The following is a 25,099-nucleotide window of genomic DNA, read 5'->3' on the forward strand; positions in this document are numbered from 1 at the left end:
TCATCTCCTCGGGCTGCGGACCGAAGAAGAGTGCGGACCGCGATCACTCTACGGCGATCCTGTCCCACGTCGGCTGGAGCGCCAAGAATGGTCATGCCATCTGCTGGAAGCGCTCCATCTCCTCCGAACGCCGGGTATGCGTGGGCAAGAGGTCCGCGACCTTGGAGAGGATCGGCAGCAGCGAGTCAAGTGAGCCCGCCCGGGCGAGCAGCGCGCGGCCGAACTTTCGCAGGAAGAGGACGAGCGCCACCTCGCCCGCCTCGTAGGCAAGCTTCCAGTCCCAGGCGCCGTCAGCATCGGAGCAGCCAAAGGCGCGCTCCATCTCAAGCCGCAGACGCAGCGCGTCGATCTGGAAGCCTTGGGCGAGATCGGGCTGCAGAGCCTCGGCCACGGCGAGGATCGCGGGCGCGGGCCCGGGATCACGAGATTGGACTGAAACGGGAGGCGCAACAGGCGCGAGATAGGTCATCGGGAAACTCCGGGATGAAGGAAAGGGACAGGCCCGGACACCCTCGCTCGGGCACCCTCAGGCCTGATCTCCCCCTGCCCATCTCTCCCTCTCGAACCGGCACAGTACGGACGCTTGGCTTGATTTTGTTCCTGTTATGTTCTATATTGAGAACCAAGCCTGCGAGGGAGTTTCCCGATGGACAGCACTACATACGCCCTGCCTGCAACGCCCAAGCAGATCGTCTATGCGCGCTCGCTCGCCCTGCGCAACCAGACCATTCTGCCCTGGGAGGTTCAGCAAGATCGCCGGTCGTTGAGTGCCTGGATCGAGGCGCAGGCCCAGCTGAAGCCGGTGTCGGACATGGACCGGCTGCCGACCTCGGAGCAGGTGGCCTTCGCAGAGAAACTCGCCCGGATCAAGCGGCGCGCCGTCCCGGAGGAATGCTTCCGCGACAAGGGGCTGATGTCGAAGTGGATCGACGGGAACAGGTGACGTGAAGCGAAGCGCTGCCCCCGAGACAGAACCCGCCCAAAACCCGAAGGGTTCTGACCAAGGTATGTGTCCAGCCTAAGCCCTTGATTTCATGCAGAGCCGAACTCCAGGCCAGAAATGACCGTTATCGCACATGAAGTTGCGCCCAAAGAAAACGACGAGGGTAACACCACTTTCCGCGAATTGCGGGGGTCCGGGTTTACGAACCAGCCGCGAGGGCTTCGATCACACGGCATCCGGCCACGACGCCGCGCCCGCACTCCTTGACCATGCGGGACAGTTCTTCGCGCAAGTTCAGAAGACGGGCAATCCGGCTCTCCACCTCGGCAAGCTGCGCCTGGGCGATGCGGCTCGCATCCTCGCATGAGGCTTCTGGCTGCTCCTGAAGTGCCAGAAGTGCGCGCACCGCTGCAAGGTCGAACCCGAGTTCACGGGCATGACGAACGAACCCAAGACGGCGGGCATCAACCTCGGTGTAGCTGCGCCGCCCGTTCTCTTGACGGGCTGGCACCGGCAGGACACCGATGCGCTCATAGTAGCGGATAGTTTCAATGTTCACGCCCGCGTGACGGGATAAATCCCCAATCTGCATGTTTTCGCCTTGCTCCTGTAGTTACTACAGGATGTAGCATGAATTAACTGCAAGATCGAGGAAGCAACAATGGACGCAGCAACTGCCACCATCCGCTATCAAGTCACTGGCATGGACTGCGCTTCCTGCGCTGCAAAGATAGAGGGTGCGGCCCGTAAAGTCGAAGGTGTCGATGATGTGAAGGTGTCGATTGCGTCACAGATCATGACGCTCATGGTCGATGATCCGGCGCGTCGGCTTCCGGCACTCGAAAGCGCGGTGACCGGCCTTGGCTACCAGCTCGACCGCATGAGCGAGCCGAGAGCGGCCGGGGCGACGGCTGATGAGGACGACGACAAGATCCCTGACCTGTCGCATGTGACCCCAGCCTACAAGCGCGCGCTATGGATCGTGGTGTTGCTCAATATCGGCTATGGCATGGTGGAGATCGTCGGCAGCTTCTTGGCGGGGTCGCAGGCGCTGCAAGCCGACTCGCTCGACTTCATCGGTGACGGCCTGATCTCATTTCTGGGGCTGATGGCTGTCGGATGGGGCCTTGCCGCCCGTGCCAAAGCGGCGCTGTTGCAAGGCATTTTCCTCGCGCTCCTCGGCCTAGGCGTTATCGGCTCGACGGCCTACCGTGTCTTCGTGGAGCATGAGCCGCAGACCCTGCTCATGGGCGGCTTCGCGCTCGTGGCCTTCTTCGTCAACGTGGCCGCAGCCCTGGTGCTGATCCCGCACCGAAAGGGCGATGCCAACATGCGTGCTGTCTGGCTGTTCTCGCGCAACGACGCGATCGGCAACCTCGCCGTAGTGGTCGCGGCGGTGCTGGTGTGGTGGTTCTCCTCGCCCTGGCCAGACCTCGTGGTCGCCTTTGCCGTCGCGGGCCTGTTTCTGCAGTCGGCGTGGTCGATCATCCGCGATGCGCGCTCCGATCTCGCACAGGCGCCGCAAGCGTGAGGGCGGGAGCTGCCGTGTCGCTGGTCGTCTTCGGGTCCGCGTTCGATTTGGCCGGCAAAGCCTGGGCGCGGGCTGCGCTCGAACCCTACGCCGCACCGCTCGACTTCCTGCCCCTCGTGTCACTGCGCCTAAGCTTCAACGAAGGTGTGTCGTTCAGCATGTTCGCGTCCGAGAGCGAAGGCGCGCGGCTGGTCTTGCTCGCCCTGACAGGCCTACTGACGCTCGCGCTTGGCGTCGCGGCCCTCCGCTCGCAACGTTGGCAGCGCGCAGGCTTATCGCTGATTGTAGCCGGTGCCTTGGGCAACCTGATCGACCGGGCCGCGCGCGGCTCGGTGACCGACTTCCTGGGACTGCACTTCGGGGAATGGTATCCCTTTGTGTTCAACCTCGCTGACGTGTGGATTTCGCTCGGCGTGGTGGTGCTGGTCATCTCGCCGTACTTCAGTAAGGACGGCCCCCACGCACTCAAAACTGTCAGCTCCTCGGGCGAATCCGCGCCATTCCCGGCTGGAAAGCCGTAGCGGAACTTCAGTTCGCACAGACAAGCATACTCTGATCGCCTAAAGTTCCCATCCGAGATCCCTGTCTCGTTCGCGCTGCCGTTCCAGTTCAAGCTGCCGCTTGCGCTCGTCCTCCAGCTCGCGCTGCTGCTTTTGCTGGTTGTCTGGCTTCCCGCGCCCAAGCGCCTGATTGAGGCGGTCGCGAATATCTTGCCGCGCCCCCTGCCCCTCGATGACCTCCTGCTCCGCCCCCAAATCACGCCCGGCAATCCGCGCCAGCCGCTGCCTGACCTCTTCCTGGTCCAACTCCTTCGCCTGCCGCCCTGCGGCAGCGCGCAAAGCCGCCAGACCGGCACTGACATGACCCTGCCCCTCTTCCCGGGCTTCCGCCCACGCATCGCGTGCCAGCTCCAGGCGTTCGCGCATTTCCGCGAACATGGCCTTGGCCTGGCGCACCGCATGCACCCGCGCGCCCCGCTGGGTCAGCGGTTCATAGTCGCGGCCCTCGGCCTCGGCCAGCAACTGCTCGCGGCGTTCGATGGCATTGGCGGCGGGACCAAGCTTCAGCTCCGGCTCGCGGTCCAGCTCCTCAGCCTTCAACGTGTCCCCAAGGGACAGCGCCTCTTCGCGTTGTGCCTCCAATGACCGATGATCGACGCGCTCAACCTGCCCTGCCAGCTCAAGGGCATGGTTTTGCAGCTCGGCCCAATAGCCGCGCATGGCCTCGATCTCCGGCCCACCCGTGCTGGCAGCGTCAAGAATGCGGGTCTTGTCGGTCAGCCCCTCGGCGGACAGGATGCGGGTGGTGGTCAGGATATGGGCATGATGATTGCGCTGATCGCCCTCGCGGTGCGGCGCATGGATGGCCACATCTGCCGCCACGCCAAAGCGCTCGACGAGCTGTTGTGCGAAAGCGCGGGCGATTTCGATCCGCGCGGCGTCCGATACCTCGGACGGCAAGGCCAGCTCCCATTCGCGGGCGGTCACCGAATTGGATCTGGTCTCGCGCGCCTCGGCGGCGTTCCAAAGTGCTGCGCGGTCCTGCGCCCAATCCGGCGCATCATCGGGGGCGAGAATGAAGCAAGCCTCGACTCCGCGCTTGGCGGTGTAGTCGTGCATGCGCCCTTCCCGGTCGCATTCGATGACGGAGGCCGACCGATAGGCCGCCGCCGCCGTGGCAGACCGCCCGGCGCTGCGTTTGATCGTCTTGACGGAAAGGTGGTAGCTCGCCATGCGCGCGCCCTACCGATCCGGCGACGGGCAACGGCAGGCGGACTGCCAGACATGCAAACAGGCAGCCATGCAAGCAGGCAGGCTGTCTGCGGGCCATCGAGGCAAGCATACCACCACGCAAACGGGCAGACATGCAGCCATGCCGACAGGCGGGCAAGCATGCTGCCAGTGATGCGCGGGGCAATCGCCAGGATGGGCCATGGTTTGCCGGACAAGCGCAGCGCGGCAAACCCTATCCGGCAGCCGGTCCCGCTCTCGGGACCGGCGGAACCGGATCACCCGCTGGCACGGGTGCTCTCGCGGAACCGCCCCGCTCTCGGGGCCAGTTCCAACGAGGGCGGCGGTGACAACGGGGCGCGATCCAACCGCGAAGGTTGGCTTGGGAAGGTTTGGAAGGGGCAGCGCGTCCTTCCATTCCGATGCCGCGCATCGGACAGGGACGCCGTCGGCGGGGGGCCATGCCCCCGAAGAGACCGCACGCAAATCTCGGAAGCGCCGCAGGCGGTGAAGAGTTTGCATAAATGCGCCCTTAGGGGCGCCGATTTCTGCTTAGTGTTGCGGTCGGCTCCCGAACTGAACGAACTGCGCAGTCTTTCGGATTGGAGACTGCCTGAAGGTGCGCTACTGGCGTAGCGATTAAGTGCGAAGGATGACGCCCGTCAGCCAACCTTCAGGGCCGTGGCGCCCCGATCAGCAAGAAACTCCCCCGCCGGCGAAATGCTGCTCGCAGTACGTCCGTCGGTGAGGCCGGAAAGTCCACAGCTTCGAAGAACGCCTGATGATCGCATGGCTTCAAGTTCGTGACCTCCGCGCTATTGTCATTTGCCGGTTTCATTTCTTCGGACCCCCAAAAAGCGTGTGCACCGTTACCCGTCAGCCGACGGCCGTAATCGAGTAGTGCGGTGTCCCATACCAAACAAGATCCCAAGACGCGCCCGGCCGGACGTTCTGGATCGCGTGGGGCTCGAAGCAGACGAGGCACTTCCCGCCCGGCGCGGGAGCCCGAACTGAGGGGTAAATCAAGCCCCGCGATCCAGCCCGGCGCAGATGTTGGGCGAGGCTTTGGCCCTCGGGATATCCGACAGCCGGAGCGGGATGCAGAGCCGGATGGCCCGGCTCGTCGGTCATGTCGTCGAAGATGCCGATGAAATCCGCCAGCAGTTCCACATAGCGGGCGCTGTCATGGAAGCTGCCGGTAAAGCCGAGTTCACGTGTGCGGTGCCAGGCCACTTCGCTGACGGACACCATCACATCCCATGCGCAATACCAGGCACCGCGCTCTTCGGTGTTGAAGCGGTTCCCGCCGGCGCGGGTATAGGTGAAGGCGGCGTTGACATGACTGTCGCCATAGATGCGCAGATCGCGGCTGCGGCGCTGCCAAGCAAGCTCGCGCGGGTCCAGATGGGGATTGCGGCCACGTTCGGCCAGAAGGCGGCCGCTGGTCAGGCCCTCGATCTCTGCGAGGATCTCCATCTCGTCATCAGTATCGACGAGACCGCGCAGGGATGGCGGCTTGTGGTAGGTGGCGGGCAGTAGACGAACGAGACCGCGATCAGAAATCTCGGTCTGCTTCATGCCCCACCACGCAACGCATCGAGATAGGTCCGCACCGCCAGGATCTGCGGCAAGCCCCCGTCGATGGCGGTGTCAACCGGACGGCTGCCCCCAAACAGCGGGCCGGTGTTCGGTCGGGTGAACCAGCTTCGCGCGAGCGGCTCGGAGAAGTAGAGCTCGAGCGACTTGTAGATGCCGATCACCGCACTGAGCCGCAGTAACTGATCCTTGGTAAGCTCCCCCGCGAAATCCGGCTTCTTGGCGCGCTTCCAGGTGCTCTCTGACATATCGGCAAGGCCTGCCGCTTCCTTGAGGCTGAGACCCCAGGCATCAGCCACGCGCGCGTAGGCCTTCAACGCGACCGCGTTGACCTGTGCGGGTTCCCGGATTTTCTCAGCAACGTACATGGCGTCCTCCACTGCCCTAATTATAGATCATATGGCCTCATTGTAAAGATCAAATGAACTGCCTACGCTCTCACCCGAACCGCCGCCCGGCTTCGGTGAAGGTGTACTCGTTGACGATGATCCCCTCCACGATGGCCTCGTCCGAGGTGAGGTGGTCGTATTCCGCCTCAAGCTGGCGGTAGAGCCAGCGGGCCAGATCGCGCAGCGCTTCGGTCACGATCTCCTCGGCGTCCTCGGTGGGCGGCTGCCAGGTCAGGCTGTCGCGCGTGACGTCGATCGACATGGTGTATTCGTGGTAGTAGCGGCCACGGTGGCTGACCTCGGCAGCGAGCTGGTAGAAGTTCCGCCGCTGGATCGCCTGCAGCCGGTCGGCGATGCAATGCAGAGTGGCATCCGTCGGGGCGTAGTCCCGGATGCGCGCGTTCACGCCCTTGGCGTGGGACCAGTAGCCCTCAAAACAGGCCCCGTCGCCCTGGCTCCAGAACCCGGAGAACCAGATGCAGGGCTTGGCCCGCGTCCCGCCGCCCATCAGGCGGACGGGCGTGGCCTTCAGGCGGAGGCCGAGGATTTCGCAGACCCTTTCGAAATCCTCATAGACCGCGTCCCACCAATCGTCTTGGGGGCCCAGCTCGCGATACCAGCTGCGCGCCTTTTCCTTGGCGGCATCCGAGAGTTCGGGGAACTGGTAGACTGTGGTGCAGATGACCTCAGGCATCGACGTCCTCCCCGTTCAGTGCGGCGGCCAGCCATTCCTGGCTGCTGGTCCAGCCGATGGATTTGCGGGCACCGAGATCGATCACATGCGCGCCGCCGCCGAAGGCGTCGAGGCGCGGCCGGGAGCAGGTCAGAGCATACTGGAACCCCCAGAGGCCGGTGAGGTCGAGCTCTTCCGCGAGGCGCAGCACGAAGCGGATGACGGCCTCGACATCGCCGTGGTCGTCGTCATGGATCCAGAGGGTGCCGCCCTCGGGCGCGTCCTGACGCACGAGGTCGAAGCCTGCGACCTCCGGGTCATCGGCGTCTTGATCTGCGGCGCGAAGTTCCTGGAACAGCGCGAGCGCGCGGGCAGCCTTGTCGGGGGTGCCGACGTCTATCAGGCATGAGAAATGGGTGAAGTAATCCGCCATTGGGACCTCCTGAATGGGGAAAGCCCGACCAAGAGGCCGGGAGCTGTGTCGGGATGAGGGGTGGTTGGAAGCGATCAGCCGGCTGGATCGTCGCCCGCCGCCTGTCGCGCGGCATGTGCGCAGAGCATCTGCCGGTAGAAGCGCTTGCGTGCGGCCCGGAAACCGCGAACGGCGCGCGTGTCGGGGTGAAGCGCCCGGACCGCTGCCCGAAGGACGGCGAAGGGCGACGCCGTCGCCGGCAGGCCGAGGCGCTGATAGGCTGGATCGGTCATGTCAGCTGACCTCGACCACGGGCGAGGCGAGATACGGATCGACCAGCGCCTCGATCCGCTCGGCCCGGCCCATCCAAGGCTCGGGCCGGATGGCCTTCACCCAATCGGCGAAGCTCGGGATGAAGCCGAGGTCTTCCTTCACATGCTGCTCGCCGACCCAGCGGGTCGGGATGATGCGCCCGGTCGAGAGAGTGAGGGTCGGGCCGAAAATCGTTTCCGCCATGAAGATGCCCTCGGCATGGTGGCGCAGCGCCCGGTGCCGAAAATCGGCCGTGATCTCCTTGCTCTGGTCGAACCAGGCATGCACGGCCAACGTATCCTCGACCGTTCCGCCCCATTTCTTCACAGAGGACAGGGCGTGGTGATAGGGATGTGCCATCGCCGCCCCCTCAGAAATCATGGGTCAAGAGTTCGGACGAGGTGAAGCGCTCGTTGAACTCGAGGTGGATGCAGCGGGCCGCAGCGTCGAAGCAGAACTCGCCCCAGGCGCCGTCGTTGTTCTCCCAGCCGCCATGGGTGTCGGAGAGGAAGTCGTAGGCCAGCTGCTCGACGACATCTTCCAGCGAGAGCTGCCGCATCTCGACCTCGGGGTCGTCCCAGGTCAGTGCCGCATAGGCGATCTCGGTCGCCGGGAACTCGACGGCGGTCTCGCCGGACCATGCGCCGATGCTTTCGATCTGGCCGCTGTCCCCGGCACCGTCGAAGGTGACAGTGACATGGGTGATGCCAGCGGCCGTGAGGCCGTCGAAGAGGCGGTCCTTTTTGCCCGGGCGCAGCGCTTCGATCCGGGCCGCGCGCGCGGCATGCGCGGCGAAGATCTGTGCCATGTCGACGGTCGAGGGCGCCATCGGGGGCGCGAGGGTAGGTTCAGTCAGGGTCATCGGGTGTCTCCGGTGAGGGGAAGGGAACGGAGCCGAGCCGGGCGATCTCTCTCCCCGGACAAGCTCCAAATTCCCCCTGCCCTTCTCTGCCTCTCGGGCGTCACGCCGCGACCTGCAGCGCCCTGGCGGCAAAAGCGCGCCAGAGCGGATCGACGAGGCGCGCATCCAGAAGATCGGCGCGGTGGCGCAGCCGCTGCGCGAGATCGGGCTCTCCCCAGGCGGCCGCGCGGCCCGCCTGCGCGCGTAGCTGGCTCGCCTCGGTCACGACATCCCGCGCTTCGACCGTGCTCGTCACCGGGTGGCACCAGGCGACAGCGTGGTCGCTGGCTGCCCCGGCCAGAACAAGGCGCTCGTCGCGGTCGAGGATCGCAAGAAGCTGGGGCGCGGCATCCGGGGCGATCCCCTCGGCATGATCGATCGCGCCCTGCATGGCCTCGGCCAGCGTCGTGAAGCGGGCGAGGACCAGAGGGACAGCGCGGCCCGACATCAGATCGGATGGCGCGCGGCGCGACAGGGTCAGGGCGAAGGGATGATTGGGATCGGTCTTGCCCGAGGGAAAATGCGGTGGGACGACCCGCGCGTAAGGGGTCGAGTGGATGGGCAATGGCAGGTCGAACATGGGAAGATCTCCGACGGCGCGGGAAGCCTCTCTCCCCGCCTCATCCGTCAAAGACCAAACCGCCGCCCTCTTCCTCGAAGGGGCGACGGTGGCAGGTCGGAAAGACGCGTCAGAGCTTGCCGAGCGCCCGCAAGCTCAGCTCGGTCCCGGCCCCGACGATAATGTGGTCATGCAACGTCAGCCCGAGATACTTGCACCCCTTCTGGATCTCCTTGGTCATGCTGAGATCGGCCTCCGAGGGCGTCGGATCGCCCGAGGGGTGGTTGTGGATCAGGAACAGGGCGCTGGCGTTCAGCATCAGCGCCCGCTTGATCACCTCGCGCGGATAGACCGGGACATGATCGACTGTGCCGGTCGACAAAAGCTCATCGGCGATGATGCGGTTCTTGCGGTCGAGGTAGAGCACGTGGAAGCGCTCGACCGGTCCGCGGACGCTGAACGCGCAATAGTCCATCAGCGCCTGCCAGCTGCCGATCACCGGGTTCTGGCTGAGGTAGCGGCCGAGGATGTCGCGTGCCTCAAGGATGATGGTTTCTTCCTGGGGGGTCATTGGGATCTCGCTAAATTGCACGCACCGGAACCCCCTGCCCTCTCGGGGCGGGGCGAGTGGCATGCATGTGGAAGGGGAAAGCGCGACCGCCGCGCGCGAGGGCGGTCGCGTTGTAGGTCTCGGCCTCAGCCGACCCGGTCGAGGAGCTTCTTGGCGCGCCCCTCCATGTCGAGGCGGGCATCCTGCTGGGTCTTGTCGCGGGCAAGCCGCGTGATGCCCTGCACGAAGTCGAAGATGCTCTCGGGCGGGCGACCCTCTTCCATCAGCACCTTCTCGATGATCTTGCCGGATTCGGCCTTGGAGAAGCCGCGCTTCCTCAGAAAATCGTCCCGATCTTCATCCGTCCGCGCCACGATCTGCTGCCGCGCTGCCTTCATGCCGTTCACGAAGCCCTGAGGCGAGGAATTGGCAAAGCGCGTCAGCGCCGGGGCCGCCTCATGGGCGAAGCGCGAGGCGGCGTATTTCGAATGGCGGATGGTGATTTCCTGAAAATCCTCGACGCCCCAGAGGTTGCGGTTCTGGCACACCGCCCGCAGGTAGAAACTCGCCATGCCGAGGGTCTTTGCCCCCACCTCGGAGTTCCAGCAGTAGAAGCCCCGGAAGTAGAGGTCGGGAGAGCCGTCGGGCAGCCGGCCCGCCTCGATCGGGTTGTGATCGTCGACCAGAAACAGGAAGACATCGCGGTCCGAGGCATAGAGCGTGGTCGTGTCGCGGCTGATCTCGACATCGGGATTGTAGACCCCGGTCGACCAGTCGAGCACGCCCGGGACCTTCCAGCGCGTGTCGCCGGTGCCATTGCCCGCGATGCGCTGCACCGCCTCGACCAGCTCATGGTCGTGGATGCGGCCATAGTCGGGGCCGGTCACGGCGCGCAGTTCCGTGCGGCCATCTTCCGTCTCGAACGTCTTGACCTGCTCCGCACGGTGGTTGCTGAGGCCATACTGCAGGTTGATCCCAGCCAGCGGCGCGGGCAGCTGGCGCAGATAGGAGGCCGGAGCGCCGACGATGCTGGCAAGCTGGCCGAAGGCCCAATGCGTCGGCGCGACCGGCTCATGTGCCTTCGGCAGCATCAGGTGCAGCCGCTCGGGGTTGTCGCGCGCGGCTTCGACGCGGATCTCCGCCGTCTGCACGACCCGGCTGCGGCTGCGCTCGGACCGGCCCTTCACCGATGCCCAAAGATCGTCAAGCGAGAGATACCGCTCGTCATCCGGCCGGTTGAACCATTCAGACGACACCCGCCCGTTCCGCTCACCCCGGCTCACATCCACTTTCCAGCCACCAGCCCGCGTCGGTGCAACCGGGTCCAGAACTTCTACAACGCCCATCGGCTATCTCCGCGACGGGCGCCAGGAGCCACTCTCCCAGCCCTCAACCCGTCACTGGGAAACCGGCCAAACTCGGACTCTCAGACACAGGAAGCATATGTTTGTTTCATGGCCAAAATGGAAAACTCCTGTGCTTGCTGTCCAGCGTCAACCTTCACAGTGCGCGACTTGATGCTTTCGTCGCAACTGCCCATCGGCGGTCCCTAATCATAGACTTTCGGAGCCAATTGGACGAAAATTGAAGTTGAGGGGACGGTTTGGGTCTGAGGCAAAATGGGGGAGAGTATGCTCAGGAACGCTTTGCTGCTGGACGCCAAGGGAAACCCGATCCACCAGGATCACAAGGTGTTTTCCGACGACTGGGATGAGATCAAGGATTGGTCGAGCAAGGTCTACATGCCTTATGACGTTTCACCGACGGGGAAATTCGACCGGCCTGTTTCCACGATGCACTCAGCGATGATCGGCCGGATCACCGTCACACGCTTTGCCTATGGCATCCCGGTCAACATCCGCGACTGGTCGCAGGATGCCGGAAACGCCGTGGTGCTTACGACGATCGGGGGCACCGCGCGGCACTGGGTTGATACCGACAACGCGGTGGAAACACCGGTCGGCGGGTCGTTCGTAGTGGATTGCAGCCGCACCGACTACAACGTCGATTTCGATCCCGACCACCTGCAACTGAACCTGACGATCCCTCACCGGGTGCTGGAACAGGTCTGCAAAGACTGGTTCGGCTTTGTGCCCGGCGATGCACTCTGGCAGCACAAGTGCCGGATCGGCGGCGAGAATTCCAGTTGGCTGGCGCTGATGCACTATGTCGTGGCCTGCCTTGCCGAAGCGCCGGACCGCCTGGCGCATGACCGGGCCGGGCGGCATTTGGAACAGACGATCTGCATCCATCTGCTGAACGAATGGGCCGCGAGGGCCGGGCTTGGTCTGGACGATCCGGCCCAGACCGTGGCACCGAAGACTGTGCGTTTGGCCGAGCAATACATGACCGATCACGCGGCCAGCCTGCCGACCATGGGCGAGGTCGCCGCAGTGGCCGGCACGTCAATTCGCAGCCTGACGGCGGCCTTTCGCAAATTTCGTAACTATGCACCGTCAGACTTTCTGCGCGAACAGCGGCTGCAAGGCGTGCGGCGCGACCTAATTTCGTCCGAGGCAGGGAAAACCGTCTCGATGGTTGCGTATCGCTGGGGCTACATTTCGCTCGGTGAATTCGCCAAAGCCTACAAGGCGCGGTTCGGGGAACGTCCTTCCGAAACCCTGCGTCGCTGAATATCTGCCGATGGCAGATAGGGCTTTCCGATGGCAGACAGACGGGCTGCCGTTCCCTTCCTAATTTTGGTGCATCCCGTCGAGGAGGACGGGCAAGCGCACTCTGCCATCTCGGCAGCCGACCAAAGCGTGGCGGCGAACATGATGGCGGAGTGGTCATTTGGGAGGATGAACATGAACACATCGCTGAAATCAGCCGCTGACGCGGTTCTGGCGCGGGCGGTTTCCGGCATACCCGGCGTTCCCGGCGTGGTTGCCGTTGCGACAGACGCAAAGGGCAACATCTATGAAGGTGCCGCCGGAAAACGGCACCTCGGCGGATCGGTTGACATGACGACTGACTCGGTCTGCGCCATCTTTTCCACCACCAAGGCCATCACCGGCACCGTCTGCCTGCAACTGGTCGAAGAGGGCAAGCTGGACCTTGACGCGCCGGCCAGCACCTATGCCCCCGAAATCGCCAAATGCCAGGTCATCACCGGGTTCGACGCGTCGGGCAATCCGACCTTCCGCCCGCCCAAGCGCGAAATCACCACGCGCATGTTGCTATTGCACACGGCCGGGTTTGCCTATGACTTCTTCAATGAAACCTATAACCGGTTGGCCACCGACCACGGGCAGCCGTCGGTCGTGACGGCATCGCGCGCGGCGATCACCACGCCCATCCTGTTCGATCCCGGCGAAGACTGGGAATATGGATCGAACATCGACTGGGCGGGACAGGTCGTCGAAGGTATCCTCGGCCAACGTCTGGGTGTCGCTATGCAAGACCGCGTGTTCGACAGGCTGGGCATGACCGACAGCGCCTTTGCAATGCGTCCCGACATGCGGGCGCGTATGGCAACCATGCACCAGCGCGATGCCGCAGGGGTGCTTTCGCCGCTGGTGGACTGGACCCTGCCGCAGCCGCCCGAGATCGACATGGGCGGGCACGGCTTGTATTCGACGGCGCTCGACTACGCCAAGTTCATCCGCATGTGGCTGAACGACGGCAATGGCCCAAACGGCCGCGTCCTGAAACCTGAAACCGTTGCGATGGCTGAAAAGAACGGCCTTGGCGAGTTGAAGATCAAGGGCTTGCCCGGCGTCATCCCTAGCCTGTCGAACTATGCCGAGTTCTTCCCCGGCATGCCGAAATCCTGGGCGCTGACCTTTATGGTGAACGAGGAAGACGCCCCGACCGGCCGCCCCGCAGGCGCGCTGGCGTGGGCGGGGCTGGCCAATCTCTACTACTGGATCGACCGCAAGAATGGCATTGGCGGCTTCTGGGCCACGCAGATCCTGCCCTTTGCCGACCCGGCGTCGGTCGGGGGCTATGTGGACTTCGAAACGGCCGTCTACCGCAACGCGATCAAGGCCGCAGCTTAATGAAATGAACCCGGCGGGTTTCCCCGCCGGGCCCAAGGGGGAGACCCCGTTCCTCAGAACGGGATCTCGTCGTCACGATCGACCAGCTCGGGGCTTTCACCCTCGGCCGATTTCGGGCGGCTGAGGAAGTCGACCTTCTCGGCGATGATCTCGCAACCGTAGCGGTCGACGCCCGCCGCGTCGGTCCACTTCGTGTAGTGGATGCGACCGTGGACGAGGACCTTCATGCCCTTGTCGCAGTGCTCTGCGACGGTCTTGCCGAGACCGTTGAAGCAGGTGATGCGGTGCCATTCGGTGTCCATGACCCGGTAGCCGTTGTCGTCGCGCAGGACGCGACCTTCCGAGAGGCGCGGCCGCGAGGTGGCCAGGGTGAAGTTGGTGATCTTGGTACCGCTTTGGGTCGAGCGCACTTCGGGCTTTTGACCGATGTTGCCGGCGAGGATGACGATGTTCTGCATTTTGTAGCTCCTGTGTTTCCTGTCGCTGGGACCGTCCCTTCGACAAGACCCGGAAAAAGCCTGTCGGCTGAGGTGTGCACGGGAGACGGAACGTCGACCGGAAACCCCCAGAGGACCGGGGTGGAGCGGGCAGTCCCGAAGGGGCAACACGGCCCGGACTGACGCGGGGTTGCGCGCCAGAGGACGAACAGGCTTAGGGGATTGTCAGTCGAAGGGATGGCACCGGGGATAGGGGCGACCTGGGGCTCTCGCAGAACTCGACCTTCCTGGCCAAGGTAACGGGGTTGAAGCCCTTTCGAGAGCATCGACCCGGCGACTCAAGCCAACCTCATCCCCCTGCCCTATTGCGGTGACCTCCACGGGAGTTGCGATGCTGCAACCTGACGGCTATCCCGGACGCATCATTCAGGACACGAGGGCCCAATGGCTGATTTCAATCTCGAGGCACTGTCGCTCAAGGATCTGCGGCAAATGCAGAAAGACCTCGCCAAGGCGATTTCCACCTATGAGGACCGGCACAAGGCAGAAGCCTGTGCCAAGCTGGAAGCCATCGCCAAGGAGATGGGCTATTCCCTCGCCGAACTGATCGGTGTCGAGGTGAAAACAACCCGTGCGCCAGCCGTGGCGAAGTATCGTCACCCTGAGAACGCGGCTCTCACCTGGTCTGGCCGTGGCCGGAAACCGCAGTGGTTCGCGGATCACATCAATGCGGGCAGAGACCCAAGCGAGCTCGCGGTCTGAAATCGAACCCGAAAATCGCTGAGCCCGTCTTACTTTGGTGACTCGGCAGGGGGAAACTCAAAAATGGCCGCATCCGACTTCGGCCCCATCACCCGTGTCGGCAGGTTGGGGTCAGGTGCTTGGCCCCGATGATGCCCCTTGACCAGAACGACTTTGCCGCTTCGGTAGTGCCGCTCATGCTCGGACACCCAATGACGGACAGGGCCGTTCCGCTCCTCAACTGTCTGCCGCTCGAATTCAAGGCGAGCGGTTCTCTCCGCCATATGCGCAGCAGCCTGCGGGCCGATCCGGATCGTCAGATGTGATTTCTGTGCCCCGAGAACCCACGACTTGCCAAACTTGCGGGCAGTCTTCGTGTCCTTGGCGGTGAAGGTTTCGGTTTCTGTCGGGATGATCCCGCCAAGATCCGGTGAGACCAGCATTGCGAACAGAGCGTAGGGAATGAACAGGTCATAGCCGGTCTCAACCTGGTGCACCGTACGGCGACCTTGGATCATTTCCATCGTATCGCCGCTCCGCACGCGGAAATCGACAACGGACCGACTGAGTTCAACTTCAACGTCGTCATAGTTCAATTGTCCTGTCGGTGTCCGCTTGACGAGCAGTGCACAGATCGGATCGACGACGCCCGAATTCTCGCGGTGGTGGAACATTGTAATGCGCAGATGGCCCTCGTGGCGGTCATCAAGGAGGTAGCCGCGCAGTCCCGTTCCCGAAGGCTTGTCATCGTGCCTGGTCACAGGTGAAGCACGCTCAAATCGCGCAACGCCCAGCTCGCGATCGTCGAACTCTACCCAAACGACAGGAGCGGGAAGCTTCACCTCACCGAGGATCGCCATGGCAGGCACCCCAGCTTCCTCAGCCTGTTTCGAGACGGCATCGTGAAGCGTGTCAGTGTAGGCGGCTGCCAGGTGATCGAGCAGGAATACCTTGGCCTGCTGTAGCGCATCGAGCGCGTAAACTCGGAACTGCCGCAGGTCGTCGGACGGTGTGAAGTGCCAGATCAAATCATCTTTGGGAACCGACTTACCCGCGAGCGACGAACCGTACAATGAAATCAATGATTTATAGAGCATTCTATCGGCCCCCGAACCGCCTTGATCAGCTTCCGATGAACACCTTCGATGATCAAGCGACTTTCATGGACGCCGCGCCGACCACTTGTCGGCTCCTCCGATCGGTCGACCGGAACGGTTTACCGACGAAAGGCCCAGATCAGGGCCACTGCCCCGATGCCGAGCTCTCGTCGGGGCCGTGGGCCTACGCCCACGGATCAACCTCAGCGACGACCTGGACCTCGTCTCCGTCGATTTCATCGGCGGGGACAGCGCCGAAGGTTCCATCCCCTGCCTGGAAGACGACGATCGAAACCATGAGCGTGGCGGCGAGGGAGGCGGCGAAGGCCTGAGCATCTTTGCGGGACATCTGTTTGGCTCCTGTCTTGGAGGCGGGGGACCATCCCCCGCACGACAGGACCCCGCAGGCCAGAAGACTGGCTGACATCACCGGGTGCGTTCGGCTCGTCCGAATCCACCCGGCGGCACGGGCTCGCCCGTAGTCCGACCCCTTGCGGGTTGATCTCGAAGACAGGATTCGGGGCAAGGAAGGGAATGGCGAGCGGGGGATGGTCCCCCGCCTCCAAGACAGGAGCCAATTGTCCCGCTGATGCTTGGAACGCCGCCGGCCTCCCGGGCAGGCTCTTGGTTGAAGGCCTCCGTCTTGGAGGATGGATCCTTTGGCGCCCCGCGATTTCGCGGGACGAGGGTCTGGTCGGTGAGAGGCCCGCCTTTCGGAAGGCCCCTCACGCATTGACAGGGCTCAGGCGGCCAGGTCCGCGTCCCCTGCCCTTTCGTCGTCCTCGGCGCCGACGATTTCGAGACGAGCGTTGCGATAGCCCTCCCGTGCGATCCACAGCTCCGCCGCGGTGACGGACTCCGCCAGGTGCAGCAGTTCGGTGTTGCCACCGAAGTCCAGAAGCACGCGCACCTGCCCGGGCTTCGGCTCCTCGGCCACCTCGAAGATCAGACGGCTGTTCGCCGAATGGCTGCGCATGATGGTGACGAGAATAACCCCGTCCGAGGAGAAGTTCCCTTCATGCAATGTGAAGGAGGCCGGTGCCGTCCAGGTCGGGTAGACCCGGGGCGGCTCCTTCTTCACCAGACGGCCGACGCCGTTCGAACGCTCCCAGGCCGCGAGCTTCTTAGTGAAGCGTGACTGCGGCTTGGGACTGCCGTCGGTGTAGCGGATCAGTGCCCCGAGCGGGGCTGCGTCGATGATGGTTGTTGCAGACATGTTTCCTCATCCCGAATGCGAGTGTTTGCATTCATCATATTGATATTGCAGTAATTTATAAGATATGGGGCGGGTTCCCCCGCCCCACGAATGGCTCAGATCACTCTGCCGCCATCATCGACGCGACGCTGTCCGGCAGATCGGCCGTCAGGAAGGTCGGGAGAACGATCTCTTCGGATTGACCAGCGTCCTCCCCCTGCCCTTCTCCGACTGCCTCGCCGTCGAACGTCACCAGATCGGCCCGGCGCAGGACCTCGGGCAACCACCCGCTTCCCTTGAGGAGCCGCTCGGCTTCCGTGGCCATCTCGCCCTTCTTCAGGTGATCGAGAAGCTGCGCGGTCCCCTCCCCCTTCGCCTCGCGCACGGCCTCGAGGATCCGGGCCTTCGGCACTCGGTTGAGGTAGCCATCGACCGTCGGTTCCCAGCCCGCTTCGACCATGTCGAGATCGACGGCACGCGCCACCAGATCGGCATGGGCCATGCGGCGGGTCAGACCGCTGGCCGAGATTCCCGCCCCATAGGGGTTCACCTTCTCATGGAGCGCGTTGATGCCGAAGCTGAGGCAATGCGCCAGGAGCGCCAGACGGCTGCCCTGGTCGAGGACCGTCAGATAGTCCCAGAGCGCGGCATCGTCGCCGAGTGGCAGATCGGCCTCCCAGGCCGCGTGACGCTCATCGACGAGCTTCGCCACGACGCTGTCCTTCAGATCGGGCGCCTGCGCCGACATGTAGACGTGACGCACCGAGGCTTCGAGACAGCTGCCCGTGGCCGAAGAGGTGCGGAAGGTGTCCGTCACCAGCTTCAGAAGCAGGAGGGTCAGCGCGACGTCGGGCGAGCGCCCGATTGCCTCGCGCAGCGCGAGGGTCCGATGGGCCGTCAGTTCCATGACCAGCCGCTCGGGCAGCGGCTTCAGCGCCCCGTCGTCGTCGTCCTCGGACGCATCAGTGCCGATCGGTTGCCCGCCTGATGTGATGACGGTGCCCCCGATGGAGGTCGCCGACGGTTTCCAGCTGGAACCGCAGGCATCATCGCCCTGCCCCATGGCATCCGCGCCACTTTCCTCCTGGACCGCGGCCTCCTCGCGCGGCTCATCCTCGGGCCTGACATAGCCGCGATAGATCGCGAGACTGCCATCCCGATCCAGCGTCACGAAGACGCCCGCCCGCGCAACCTCGGCCGGGTCGTAGATCAGCGGCCGCTGTTCGAGCGCTTCCATCGCGATCTCGAGCTGACCCAGCCGGGCATCAATCTCTTCGGGGTATTCGTCCTGGCCGGAGTATTCCTCCTCCAGCGCACGATACTCCGCGAGAAGCGCCGCGTGGGACGCGCTTTCCGCGTCGGTCATCGGCGCGGGATCACCGGCAAGACGCCGCAGACCGTGGCTGTAGCCATAGGGCAGGTCGGTCGCTACCTCGATCCACTTCCATCCATCGGAGGCCTGCGCCTCGGCCTCAGCCCGAAGCTTCTCGGCGACCAACTGATCAAGCAGGGCAGGGTCCTCGAGCCAGCCACCGTCATCGCCCTGGAAGAGATCGCGCAGGACGACACCGCCGGCCGCCTCATAGGCATCGACACCCACAAAGACCGCACGGCGATCCGAGGCCCGGACCGAGGTTTCCGTCAGCATGCGCCGGATGGCGTAGGGCTCTTTGTTCCAGGAGTTTTTCACAGCCTCCCAGACCTGCACCTGACGCGAATGATCCGGGTTCACGGTGAAGGCCATGAGCTGCTCCAGCGTCATGCCATCCTCGGCATAGACATCGAGCAGGGCAGGGGCCACGGAAGCGAGTTTCAGGCGCTGCTTCACGATCTGCGGCGTGACAAAGAAGGCCGCCGCGATCGCTTCTTCTCCCTGACCCTTTTCGCGCAAAGCAACGAAGGCGCGGAACTGGTCAAGCGGGTGCAGGGCGATGCGCTGCATGTTCTCTGCCAGCGAGTCATCCTCGGCCAGAATCTCGGACGCAGCCTCCCTCACGATGCAGGGGATCGGCGCGGTCTTCGCCAGCCGCTTCTGCTTCACCAGCAGCGACAGCGCCTGGAAGCGACGACCACCGGCGGGGATCTCGAACGTACCGGTCTCGACTCCATCGGCATCGAGCACGGGCCGGACGTTCAAGCCCTGCAGCATGCCGCGCCGGGCGATGTCCTCGGCCAGTTCCTCGACCGAGACGCCAGCCTTGATGCGCCGCACGTTTGACTGGCTCAGTACGAGCTTGTTGAAGGGGATGTCCCGCGACGGGGACAGGGTGATGTTCTGGGCAACTTTCGCCATCAGATCTTCTCCACAACGGGCGCCGGAAGCCACTCTCCCGATCTCACTTCCCGTCACCCCTCAACCTTCAGCCCTTTTCCTCTCCGTCATCAGGCAGGCTGAGCGCGGAGAAGTATTGTCCGCGGACAACTTGAGGAGTCCCGCTGTGATTTTTTGATCAAGCGAGCTATGAGAACCCAAGGATCGAAAGATGAGGAACGTTTGCCGCTCGTGATAGACCGAAAGTAGGCACCGGGCTTACTCACTCGATCCAAGGTCTCAAGCAGTCCCCAAATCGTCAGGGCGGTTCCGAATGGGCCATGTCTTGCTTCTGCAGCCTCATAGCAGGGACCATCGATGCCGATCATGGGAGCCAACCGCTTAGCATGGGCTACTACATCCCAAGGTGATTGCAGCTTCTCTAGCAAAAACCCTGTTGCCTGAGGGCATGCTTCAGCAAGATCGTTCAAAGTGATGATTTCGGCTGCCTCTGATCGGGGCGTTTCCGTTTGTGAAGTAGCTTTATCATTTAGTTCTTTTTCTGACTTCTGTTGGTGGCGGACAGTTTGGCCGTTGCTGGCGGACACAATGTGTTCGTCAACAAGGGTTTCACTGCGCGAGATGCCTTTAACACTAGACGTTGTCGCAAGAACTTTGAGCCAGTTTTCTAAGTCTTCAGATGTCAGTTTGCGACGCAATGCGCGTTCTGCTTCGGTGGCCAGGGCGCATTCCTCTCCGGCAACTGCGTTGGACCGGATCACGAGCCGAACCTTGGTGCGAAGGTAGTCGATGCGCTGCGCTTCGATCGCTTGCTCTTGCGCAATGACTTGTAGGCGTCCGAACGCATTAAAGAGGGGCGAGAGGTCAAGGCCGAACCGAATGACCGTTCCCACTTGAGGATCGCGCTTTGAGTAGCGTTTTCCGTTCGGGCTGTCGATGCGGACCAGAAGACCGGCGCCGACAAGGTCAGCCAGATGCCGCCTGAGGCTGCGGTCAGAGATCCCATTGCGCCGCATGACAAGTGTCGCGTTCGAAGCAAAGACGATGTCGTGCTCTCGTTTGGGGGGGAGGCAAGACAGCAGCGCATCTACGGTCGCGACCACAGATGCGCTGAGGTCCAGCGCAGATGCTGCGCGTCGCAAGGTATCGATGAGAGTGAAGCGATCAGGCTTGGTGTTGTCCGCGGACAAAAATTCTCCGGTCCGCGCCCGAACCGGAGCGGATGCATGTTGAAAGGCCATGTTTTCTCACGGCAAACGAGGGACGATTGCCCGGATCAAGGGTCGAGCATTTTGCCTTGCTCGGGCAAAATCTTACCAGTCAACCGAATCGGTTGGCTTGACTGGCGGGGAGAAGCTGGTAAATCTGATGATGCGAAGCAACAGATTGGGCTCTCCGAGGGTGACCTTGGGGGGCTCTTTCGTTTCCTGTGTCTGCTGATGTGCTCCCTTGTTGTTTTGTTGCTCGATGCGCGTCAGTCAGACGGGACCGACGACTTCCAGGCCTCATAGAGGCGCAGGATCTCCTTCTCCGCGTTCTCTCGCATCCACTCTGCAAATCCGCGGCTATCGTTTCTTGCCAGACGAATGGTCAGTGCACGCGGCGTAACTTTGATCTCACCGATCATCGCGCCAGTGTCGTCTGTTAAGGGCAGGGCAGGGGAAGCGCGCGGCGTGCTCGACTCTTTGGTGACAGACTTAGCCGCAGCTTCCTGCAAACGCGCAAATCGATCGTCAGACGAACCCTCGGCCACTTCACGAGGCAACCCGTCGGCCAGTTGCCCAAGGTCAATGGGGTGCTCTCGGGAAAGGTCCGCCAGTTCTTCCCAACGACGACGTCCAATTCCATGGGCAGGCCCGACAAACCTGATCACTTTTGGGGGAATTGTTCGTGCAACCTTGGTCATGCGTGACAGCATCGGCTTGTCGATCGCGAGGGCATCCAGAATAATGACGGAGTCGTATCCGGCATCTGCCAGCTCGGCCACGAACATGGCCTTTTCGATGAAGCTGGGGTCCAGTCGCAGGCTGTTTTCCTGTCCTTGCGCCAAAATGGCCTGTTCATCGGACAGTGACCTGACCAAGGCCTTCGCAGGCAACCCGATCAGTTTCAGAGCGCGAAGACGACGCCTGCCGTAGACGATGCGATATCGTCCGGGAGCATCGGGAAGCGGGCGGACCATGATCGGGACTTGCTGGCCATGGAGGCGCATGCTCTCTGCAAGATCGGCCACGTCTGCGTCCGAAATTGGAAGCCGATCCCGAGGTCCATCGTCGTCGATTGACGCGGGATCGAGTTCTTTCACCGCATTCGAAGAAAGATCGCGCAACGTCGATTTCACCCCGGACATAGCCCCCGTGTTCGGAAAACGCGGGCGGGACTCTGCTGTTGCCGGTTCTCCTGGCGGCGTGGGGGGGGGCGGTGGCTGAAAGATGTTGCGACGTGCCATCAGGTCGTTCTCCGCCCCCATGCCTGCTGGATGATCTTCTCGAACTCATCCGCCATGCCGTTCACACTTTCCAGAATGCGGTCCAGCGTCTTACGCACCACTTGGTTCGGATCGAGCTCATAGATGGTCTGTTGCGTCATCCCGGCGTCCGAAATGGCGGTAGACTTCAGCATTGGTGTATTCAGAACCTGCTCCAGCAGGATCGACCGCAGAAACCCAGCCATCTGTGCCTGTGGCACATCTGTCGGCTCGTAGCGCGCGATCAGGAACTTGAGGAACTTCCAGTCGGTTGGCCCTGTGGACTCTTCCAGCGTTCGAACAGTTTCCCCTGCCATTTCAAGGAATTGTGCCATCGACGCCACATCGAGCATGCTGGGCACTACCGTGATCAACAAGCCTGTTGATGCCAGCAATGATGACATCGTGGTGAAGCCAAGTTGTGGCGGACAGTCGATGATGACGAGATCGTAGTTCTCCTCAACCTCTTCGATGGCGATGGCGACCCTTTGGGTAAAGGGCGGCTCTACCCGATGCTGCAGAGCATAAGCCGTTTCGGTTTCGTACTCCGAAAGCATCAAGCCGGCGGGCACGAGATCGAGGTTGTGGAAGTAGGTTTTTCGAATGACCTGGCTGAGAGGAACCGGGTCCTCATAGCGCAGCGCATCATAGATCGTGCCCGTCTCCGCGAACTCGATTTCGGGTCTATAGCCGAACATCGTGGTCAAACTCGCCTGCGGGTCCATATCGACGGCCAGCACACGATAACCCCGTAGGGCATAGCGCTGCGCAAGGTGGATGGCGGTGGTCGTCTTGCTGCTGCCGCCCTTGAAATTGACGATAGAAATGATCTGGAGGTTGTCTCCCTCGCGACGGCCCGGGAGGTAGGCTTCTCCATTGCGACCAGTGCGCGCCATGACACTGCGGATCTGGTCGATCTCTTCCGCCGAGTAAAGGCGTCGCCCCCGGTTGTCGGTTTCCACGTCGGGGAAGTCCCCTTCTTGGTGGCGCGTCCGGAGGTTGGACATCGAGATACCGGTTAGTTCTGCGACTTCGGCCGATTGAAACTTGCGCAGGGTTTTGCGGCTTTCGGGCTGAAAGCTGTTGCGCATGTGGTTGTTCAATGCTTCAGACAACCGTGCAGCGTTGGCACTGATCGTGCTTGCCACAGTCCCGGGTGCAGGTAGTTCGTTGCTCGCCATCGTCGCCCCTCCATGACCTCTTTGTGGGTCACTTGCTCTGTCGTCGCACAAGGGCGTCAAAAACGAACTCTTGCGACGAATGGAGTGATGACACGCAACTATCGTCACGGCAACATAATTTTAGTCTGCAGTGTTTCGGCCCAGAAGGGGGAGTTCAGCGTTCAGGTGAGTTTCAGCATACAACTTGCTGAATCTAAAAGCAAAAACCGCACGTCGTTGACGGATCGACATATGGTGTTGTCGCTGAGCTACGATACCATCATTAGATGATGCTGTCTCGCTTCCCTCCGCTTTGTTCGGGTGAGTCGTGCGGGATGGCGATGCGCGGTGACCTCCCGTCTTGGGGACGTCGGCTGGTCATTCCAAAAGGCATTGCTATCGACGCAAGTGGGATATACTTTGGCAGAAGTATATCCTAGAGGAGTTTTTTCTGTGCAGGTCGCGAAATGGGGCAACTCTCTTGCCGTCCGCTTGCCTGCGGATCTCGTTCGCGAGCTCGGCCTCAAGGAAGGCGACCAGATCGACCTGGTGAAGGACGACGGCCAGGTGCGGGTGCGTCGCTTAGCCCGCGCAGATGAGGTGCTGACGGGTCTGCGCCGCTTTAGGGGCAAATTGCCCTCGGCGGAACGCCTGAGCCGCGACGACGCGCATGAGCGCTGAGTTCGCGGACACGAACGTCATCCTTTATCTGCTCGACGACGGCCCGAAGGCTGATCGCGCTGAGGTGATCCTGGGGCAGGGGCCCCGGATCAGCGTTCAAGTGCTGAACGAGGCGCTGGTGAACTGCCGACGTAAGGCTAATCTCAACTGGGAAGAAGCGGGTGCTTTTCTTGCTGGTGTCCGCGCCTTGTGCGCAGTCGAAGAACTGACCCTCCAGACTCACGACGTTGGCCGCGCCCTGGCAGAGCGCTACGGCTTTTCGGTCTACGATGCGATGATCGTAGCCACCGCTCTTATCGCGGGATGCACGACGCTATGGAGCGAAGACATGCAAAATGGCCTCCTGGTGGAAGGCCAGCTCCGCATAATGAACCCCTTCGCATGAGGGGATGGGTCTCTTGGACTTCAGTCGAGCAAGCCCAGCCTCTCCGCCCGCTCCAGCAGCATCTTCACCGACGATGGCTGCCAAGTTGTCCGCCCGCGCGGCGTGCGTTCGCGCATCGCTTCCAGCCGGGTGCAGATCGCTTGAAGTGTGATGTCGGGATCCGCGCCCTTGATGGCGGCGACGATGGCGGGCAGGCGGTCGTCCGTTTCGCGGCGCCTGGAGCGGTCCCGCACCGTTTCGGGTAGAAAGCCATCGCGGACATAGGCGTTAACGGCGCGCAAAAGACGGGCTTGCGTCCACTGGCGTTCACGGGGCAGGGGACCGTTGACGATGCGCAACACGTCTTCCCAGGCCATGTCGGGCCGCAGGCGGCGCACATGGGGTACCCAGTCCTGCGCCGTCTCGCTCAGGCGCTCCATGTAGCCGTCCTGCCGCGCCAGCCGCACCTTCCGCAGCGCCCCCGGATCCCGGGCGCGCAGGCCCGGATTGCCGCCAACCCGGCCTTTGGTTCGCGCGCTGGCCAGCCCGGCCTTGGTGCGTTCGCGGATCAGGGCGCGCTCGAACTCAGCGGCGGCGCCGAGGACCTGCAGGGTGAACTTGCCCTGCGGGGAGGACGTGTCGATCGGATCGGTGAGCGAGCGGAAGAAGGCGTTCTTGGCCTCCAGCCGTTCGATCACCTCAAGGAGGTGGGAGAGCGACCGCGCCAGACGGTCGATGCGCACCACCACCAGCGTGTCGCCCTTGCCGATCCGCTCCAGCACCCGCGCCAGCACGGGCCGCGCGCGGTTCCCGCCCGAGGCCTGCTCCTCGTGGATCTCGACGCAGCCTGCGGAATTCAAGGCCTGCGACTGGGGCAGGGGGATCTGATCCTCGGTTGAAACGCGGGCATAGCCGATCAGGGGCATCAAAACAGGCCGTTTGCAGTTTCACATACCACTAATAAACGACCGTTTGTAAACGATTGCAATGGAGCTCTGGCTGTCGCTAAGGCGTCTAAAGCTCAAGAAAACCGCATCAAACGGTACGGAGGGTCAGTAGGGCAGGGGGGCGATACGGCAGACCTATCA

Annotated in this window: 30 protein-coding genes; 8 read left to right on the forward strand and 22 right to left on the reverse strand. The window is 62.8% G+C overall.

The genetic code is table 11. The features are described from left to right. Nucleotides 1–91: 91 nt before the first annotated feature. Complete coding sequence (locus ACO2Q5_RS23220) at nucleotides 92–469, reverse strand: hypothetical protein (RefSeq protein WP_423295503.1); 378 nt, start codon at nucleotides 467–469, stop codon at nucleotides 92–94. Nucleotides 470–646: 177 nt separating this feature from the next. Here ACO2Q5_RS23220 and ACO2Q5_RS23225 point away from each other — a divergent pair, with 177 nt between their 5' ends. Continuing rightward, nucleotides 647–943 carry a hypothetical protein gene (locus ACO2Q5_RS23225; protein ID WP_140849047.1) on the forward strand — a complete coding sequence of 99 codons (297 nt, stop codon included), beginning with the start codon at nucleotides 647–649 and terminating at the stop codon, nucleotides 941–943. A 199-nt stretch (nucleotides 944–1,142) separates the two neighbouring features. Here ACO2Q5_RS23225 and ACO2Q5_RS23230 read toward each other — a convergent pair whose 3' ends face one another. Further along, a complete protein-coding gene (locus tag ACO2Q5_RS23230) occupies nucleotides 1,143–1,535 on the reverse strand; it encodes a MerR family transcriptional regulator (protein WP_140849050.1) in 393 nt (130 codons plus the stop codon). A gap of 69 nt (nucleotides 1,536–1,604) precedes the next feature. Here ACO2Q5_RS23230 and ACO2Q5_RS23235 point away from each other — a divergent pair, with 69 nt between their 5' ends. Together ACO2Q5_RS23235 and lspA are read left to right on the forward strand one after the other, a co-directional pair. Then, entirely contained in the window at nucleotides 1,605–2,474 is an 870-nt protein-coding gene (locus tag ACO2Q5_RS23235) for a cation transporter (protein ID WP_255469841.1), read from the forward strand. Between the two features lie 14 nt (nucleotides 2,475–2,488). After that, nucleotides 2,489–2,995, forward strand: a complete 507-nt coding sequence (lspA, locus tag ACO2Q5_RS23240) for a signal peptidase II (protein ID WP_181180952.1) — start codon at nucleotides 2,489–2,491, stop codon at nucleotides 2,993–2,995. Between the two features lie 39 nt (nucleotides 2,996–3,034). On the opposite strand, the gene mobQ is transcribed toward lspA, so the two are convergent. From mobQ to ACO2Q5_RS23295, 11 genes are all read right to left on the reverse strand, one after another. Continuing rightward, nucleotides 3,035–4,207 (reverse strand): MobQ family relaxase, encoded by a 1,173-nt coding sequence (gene mobQ, locus ACO2Q5_RS23245; RefSeq protein WP_423295507.1) that lies wholly within the window; start codon nucleotides 4,205–4,207, stop codon nucleotides 3,035–3,037. Nucleotides 4,208–5,080: 873 nt separating this feature from the next. After that, nucleotides 5,081–5,782: an RES family NAD+ phosphorylase gene (locus ACO2Q5_RS23250; RefSeq protein ID WP_423295509.1), complete on the reverse strand. Its 702-nt coding sequence runs from the start codon at nucleotides 5,780–5,782 to the stop codon at nucleotides 5,081–5,083. Further along, the gene (locus ACO2Q5_RS23255) at nucleotides 5,779–6,180 is read right to left on the reverse strand and encodes an MbcA/ParS/Xre antitoxin family protein (RefSeq protein ID WP_131389154.1); all 402 of its coding nucleotides are present in this window, start codon (nucleotides 6,178–6,180) and stop codon (nucleotides 5,779–5,781) included. The genes ACO2Q5_RS23250 and ACO2Q5_RS23255 overlap by 4 nt, the downstream gene beginning before the upstream one ends. A gap of 58 nt (nucleotides 6,181–6,238) precedes the next feature. Continuing rightward, nucleotides 6,239–6,883 (reverse strand): antitoxin of toxin-antitoxin stability system, encoded by a 645-nt coding sequence (locus tag ACO2Q5_RS23260; protein WP_423295511.1) that lies wholly within the window; start codon nucleotides 6,881–6,883, stop codon nucleotides 6,239–6,241. Beyond that, on the reverse strand, nucleotides 6,876–7,295 hold the full coding sequence (locus ACO2Q5_RS23265) for a hypothetical protein (RefSeq protein WP_423295513.1): 420 nt from the start codon (nucleotides 7,293–7,295) through the stop codon (nucleotides 6,876–6,878). Before ACO2Q5_RS23265 ends, ACO2Q5_RS23260 begins: the two co-directional genes overlap by 8 nt. A 74-nt stretch (nucleotides 7,296–7,369) precedes the next feature. Beyond that, complete coding sequence (locus tag ACO2Q5_RS23270) at nucleotides 7,370–7,567, reverse strand: hypothetical protein (RefSeq protein WP_423295515.1); 198 nt, start codon at nucleotides 7,565–7,567, stop codon at nucleotides 7,370–7,372. A gap of 1 nt (nucleotide 7,568) precedes the next feature. Further along, the gene (locus ACO2Q5_RS23275) at nucleotides 7,569–7,946 is read right to left on the reverse strand and encodes a DUF6915 family protein (protein ID WP_423295517.1); all 378 of its coding nucleotides are present in this window, start codon (nucleotides 7,944–7,946) and stop codon (nucleotides 7,569–7,571) included. 10 nt (nucleotides 7,947–7,956) lie between these two features. After that, complete coding sequence (locus ACO2Q5_RS23280) at nucleotides 7,957–8,448, reverse strand: DUF6878 family protein (RefSeq protein ID WP_423295519.1); 492 nt, start codon at nucleotides 8,446–8,448, stop codon at nucleotides 7,957–7,959. Nucleotides 8,449–8,548: 100 nt separating this feature from the next. After that, nucleotides 8,549–9,067 carry a DNA repair protein RadC gene (locus ACO2Q5_RS23285; RefSeq protein ID WP_423295521.1) on the reverse strand — a complete coding sequence of 173 codons (519 nt, stop codon included), beginning with the start codon at nucleotides 9,065–9,067 and terminating at the stop codon, nucleotides 8,549–8,551. Between the two features lie 109 nt (nucleotides 9,068–9,176). Beyond that, nucleotides 9,177–9,617 (reverse strand): JAB domain-containing protein, encoded by a 441-nt coding sequence (locus tag ACO2Q5_RS23290; protein ID WP_423295523.1) that lies wholly within the window; start codon nucleotides 9,615–9,617, stop codon nucleotides 9,177–9,179. A gap of 125 nt (nucleotides 9,618–9,742) precedes the next feature. Further along, nucleotides 9,743–10,942 carry a DUF932 domain-containing protein gene (locus tag ACO2Q5_RS23295; protein WP_423295525.1) on the reverse strand — a complete coding sequence of 400 codons (1,200 nt, stop codon included), beginning with the start codon at nucleotides 10,940–10,942 and terminating at the stop codon, nucleotides 9,743–9,745. Nucleotides 10,943–11,242: 300 nt separating this feature from the next. On the opposite strand from ACO2Q5_RS23295, the gene ACO2Q5_RS23300 reads away from it, so the two are divergent. After that, complete coding sequence (locus ACO2Q5_RS23300; protein WP_423295527.1) at nucleotides 11,243–12,229, forward strand: AraC family transcriptional regulator; 987 nt, start codon at nucleotides 11,243–11,245, stop codon at nucleotides 12,227–12,229. A 30-nt stretch (nucleotides 12,230–12,259) separates the two neighbouring features. Continuing rightward, nucleotides 12,260–13,597, forward strand: a complete 1,338-nt coding sequence (locus ACO2Q5_RS23305; protein WP_423295529.1) for a serine hydrolase domain-containing protein — start codon at nucleotides 12,260–12,262, stop codon at nucleotides 13,595–13,597. A 53-nt stretch (nucleotides 13,598–13,650) separates the two neighbouring features. On the opposite strand, the gene ACO2Q5_RS23310 is transcribed toward ACO2Q5_RS23305, so the two are convergent. Further along, nucleotides 13,651–14,055 (reverse strand): single-stranded DNA-binding protein, encoded by a 405-nt coding sequence (locus ACO2Q5_RS23310; RefSeq protein ID WP_275634949.1) that lies wholly within the window; start codon nucleotides 14,053–14,055, stop codon nucleotides 13,651–13,653. Between the two features lie 423 nt (nucleotides 14,056–14,478). Between ACO2Q5_RS23310 and ACO2Q5_RS23315 the strand changes: the two genes are divergently transcribed. Further along, complete coding sequence (locus ACO2Q5_RS23315; protein ID WP_423295532.1) at nucleotides 14,479–14,796, forward strand: H-NS family nucleoid-associated regulatory protein; 318 nt, start codon at nucleotides 14,479–14,481, stop codon at nucleotides 14,794–14,796. A gap of 29 nt (nucleotides 14,797–14,825) precedes the next feature. Here ACO2Q5_RS23315 and ACO2Q5_RS23320 read toward each other — a convergent pair whose 3' ends face one another. The 7 genes from ACO2Q5_RS23320 to repA all read right to left on the reverse strand — a co-directional run bounded on the left by ACO2Q5_RS23320 (nucleotide 14,826) and on the right by repA (nucleotide 22,987). Then, nucleotides 14,826–15,872: a hypothetical protein gene (locus ACO2Q5_RS23320; protein ID WP_423295534.1), complete on the reverse strand. Its 1,047-nt coding sequence runs from the start codon at nucleotides 15,870–15,872 to the stop codon at nucleotides 14,826–14,828. 184 nt (nucleotides 15,873–16,056) lie between these two features. After that, nucleotides 16,057–16,221 carry a hypothetical protein gene (locus ACO2Q5_RS23325; protein WP_423295536.1) on the reverse strand — a complete coding sequence of 55 codons (165 nt, stop codon included), beginning with the start codon at nucleotides 16,219–16,221 and terminating at the stop codon, nucleotides 16,057–16,059. 393 nt (nucleotides 16,222–16,614) lie between these two features. Beyond that, nucleotides 16,615–17,088: a hypothetical protein gene (locus ACO2Q5_RS23330; protein WP_423295538.1), complete on the reverse strand. Its 474-nt coding sequence runs from the start codon at nucleotides 17,086–17,088 to the stop codon at nucleotides 16,615–16,617. A gap of 100 nt (nucleotides 17,089–17,188) precedes the next feature. After that, nucleotides 17,189–19,360, reverse strand: coding sequence for a ParB/RepB/Spo0J family partition protein (locus ACO2Q5_RS23335; protein WP_423295540.1), 2,172 nt, complete (start codon nucleotides 19,358–19,360; stop codon nucleotides 17,189–17,191). A gap of 89 nt (nucleotides 19,361–19,449) precedes the next feature. Further along, the gene (gene repC, locus ACO2Q5_RS23340) at nucleotides 19,450–20,580 is read right to left on the reverse strand and encodes a plasmid replication protein RepC (RefSeq protein WP_423295543.1); all 1,131 of its coding nucleotides are present in this window, start codon (nucleotides 20,578–20,580) and stop codon (nucleotides 19,450–19,452) included. Nucleotides 20,581–20,813: 233 nt separating this feature from the next. Continuing rightward, nucleotides 20,814–21,788, reverse strand: a complete 975-nt coding sequence (gene repB / locus ACO2Q5_RS23345; RefSeq protein ID WP_423295545.1) for a plasmid partitioning protein RepB — start codon at nucleotides 21,786–21,788, stop codon at nucleotides 20,814–20,816. Then, nucleotides 21,788–22,987 (reverse strand): plasmid partitioning protein RepA, encoded by a 1,200-nt coding sequence (gene repA / locus ACO2Q5_RS23350; protein WP_423295547.1) that lies wholly within the window; start codon nucleotides 22,985–22,987, stop codon nucleotides 21,788–21,790. The genes repB and repA overlap by 1 nt, the downstream gene beginning before the upstream one ends. 432 nt (nucleotides 22,988–23,419) lie before the next feature. On the opposite strand from repA, the gene ACO2Q5_RS23355 reads away from it, so the two are divergent. Beyond that, nucleotides 23,420–23,647 carry an AbrB/MazE/SpoVT family DNA-binding domain-containing protein gene (locus tag ACO2Q5_RS23355; protein WP_423295549.1) on the forward strand — a complete coding sequence of 76 codons (228 nt, stop codon included), beginning with the start codon at nucleotides 23,420–23,422 and terminating at the stop codon, nucleotides 23,645–23,647. Beyond that, nucleotides 23,637–24,032, forward strand: a complete 396-nt coding sequence (locus ACO2Q5_RS23360) for a PIN domain-containing protein (RefSeq protein WP_423295552.1) — start codon at nucleotides 23,637–23,639, stop codon at nucleotides 24,030–24,032. The genes ACO2Q5_RS23355 and ACO2Q5_RS23360 overlap by 11 nt, the downstream gene beginning before the upstream one ends. Before the next feature lie 20 nt (nucleotides 24,033–24,052). Here the strand turns inward: ACO2Q5_RS23360 and ACO2Q5_RS23365 are convergent, their stop codons facing one another. Further along, nucleotides 24,053–24,937, reverse strand: coding sequence for a recombinase family protein (locus ACO2Q5_RS23365; protein ID WP_423295554.1), 885 nt, complete (start codon nucleotides 24,935–24,937; stop codon nucleotides 24,053–24,055). Between the last annotated feature and the right edge of the window lie 162 nt (nucleotides 24,938–25,099).

This window comes from Neotabrizicola sp. VNH66 (genome assembly GCF_049445895.1).
Taxonomy (GTDB): Bacteria; Pseudomonadota; Alphaproteobacteria; order Rhodobacterales; family Rhodobacteraceae; genus Pseudogemmobacter.